Genomic DNA, 1,159 nt, shown 5'->3' with positions numbered 1-1,159 from the left:
ATTGCCTTCTTGGTCGAGACCGAGCCGAATTGGAAAACTGCCTTCAGGCTGTCACTAACCTTGGCCGGGTCATACTCGGTCTGTCCGGCATGGGCCGCAGATCCGGAAGCCATCAAGATCATCGCGGCAATCATTCCAAGGAGTTGACGTACAACATCCTCCTGGCATGTGGGACCTGCCACACGGACACAACCTCTCGAACCTTTGATCGTTCCCATGGCGCCCAGTGGAACACTGGACCGAACACTTCTGCTCCGGGTCAATCGCGCCAGTCTGCGCCTGAGTTCGGGACTTCCGGTCTACCCCCCGGCTTCGGACATGTCGTGGCACTGCGCCAACTGACGCGATGGGCCACAAGCCGACATCGGCCTGATTGAGCTTACTAGCGCCCTTTAGTCGTATTGCGGGTGAGCCTCAGACATCAGTTCGAAGCCAGCAGCTACGCGCCCGATTGGCTAGGTGTTGATAACGGCCGGCTTGGTCCAACGTAACCACGCCTATTTACCCGTGTCTCAGCTGCATCATGAGACCAGAGTGGCCGTAAAACCAATCTCGGCATTCATCAACTTGGAGACTGGGGAATACGCCTTTGCCTTCGAAACGATTGACTGGAACATGTCGCGGTCAATGCCCGGTATCTTCGCCCTGACGGTGAGATGAACTGAGGTGATGGAAATGCCGGCCTCATCCTTCTCGAGGATGATGTCTGATTTGCTCTCCACATGCTCGGGGACGAAGTTCGCCATTCCGAGCATTCTGACAAGCGACGTAGTGAAGCACGCAGCGTGGGCCGCGCCAATCAATTCTTCGGGGCAGGTCTCGCCGTAATGAGTGAGGAAGCTATAGGGATAGTTTTGCAAAGCGCGACTCTCGGTCGAGACCGCCCCCTGGCCCTCAAACAAACCGCCAATCCACCTAGTAGATCCAAATCGTTTCATGGCCTCTCCATCCTTGTGAATGCGCAGCTTGCGGGAGACCATTACGGTCACCCTAATGCATCAGACGCAAACAACGTGCCAATCGCCCGGCGCGTCGCTTCGTCGGCTCCTTCCGAATCTTCGTAAGCGTCGTTCTCAGGCCACGGCTTTGAGGTCGTGACGGCAATAGGCCCACGGAAGCAGCTCATCGATGTTGCTGTTTGGATGGCCGTTGACGATCC

General features: G+C 56.6%; 1 protein-coding gene and 1 pseudogene. Both read right to left on the bottom strand.

The features are described 5' to 3' along the window. Positions 1-134: pseudogene (locus CT676_RS45990) on the bottom strand (TRAP transporter substrate-binding protein); the annotation flags it as partial. Between the two features lie 387 nt (positions 135-521). Next, positions 522-980, bottom strand: a complete 459-nt coding sequence (locus CT676_RS43725) for an OsmC family peroxiredoxin (RefSeq protein WP_275552156.1) — start codon at positions 978-980, stop codon at positions 522-524. Between the last annotated feature and the right edge of the window lie 179 nt (positions 981-1,159).

The organism is Bradyrhizobium sp. MOS001 (assembly GCF_004634465.1).
GTDB classification, from domain to species: Bacteria; Pseudomonadota; Alphaproteobacteria; order Rhizobiales; family Xanthobacteraceae; genus Bradyrhizobium; species Bradyrhizobium barranii.
The sequence above is the reverse complement of the archived record's forward strand: the minus strand, read 5'-3'. Positions and strand labels throughout refer to the sequence as shown.

Excerpts from the sequence above, each read along its gene's own strand:
- CT676_RS43725 (WP_275552156.1), bottom strand. The coding sequence starts at position 980 with ATGGTCTCCCGCAAGCTGCGCATTCACAAGGATGGAGAGGCCATGAAA.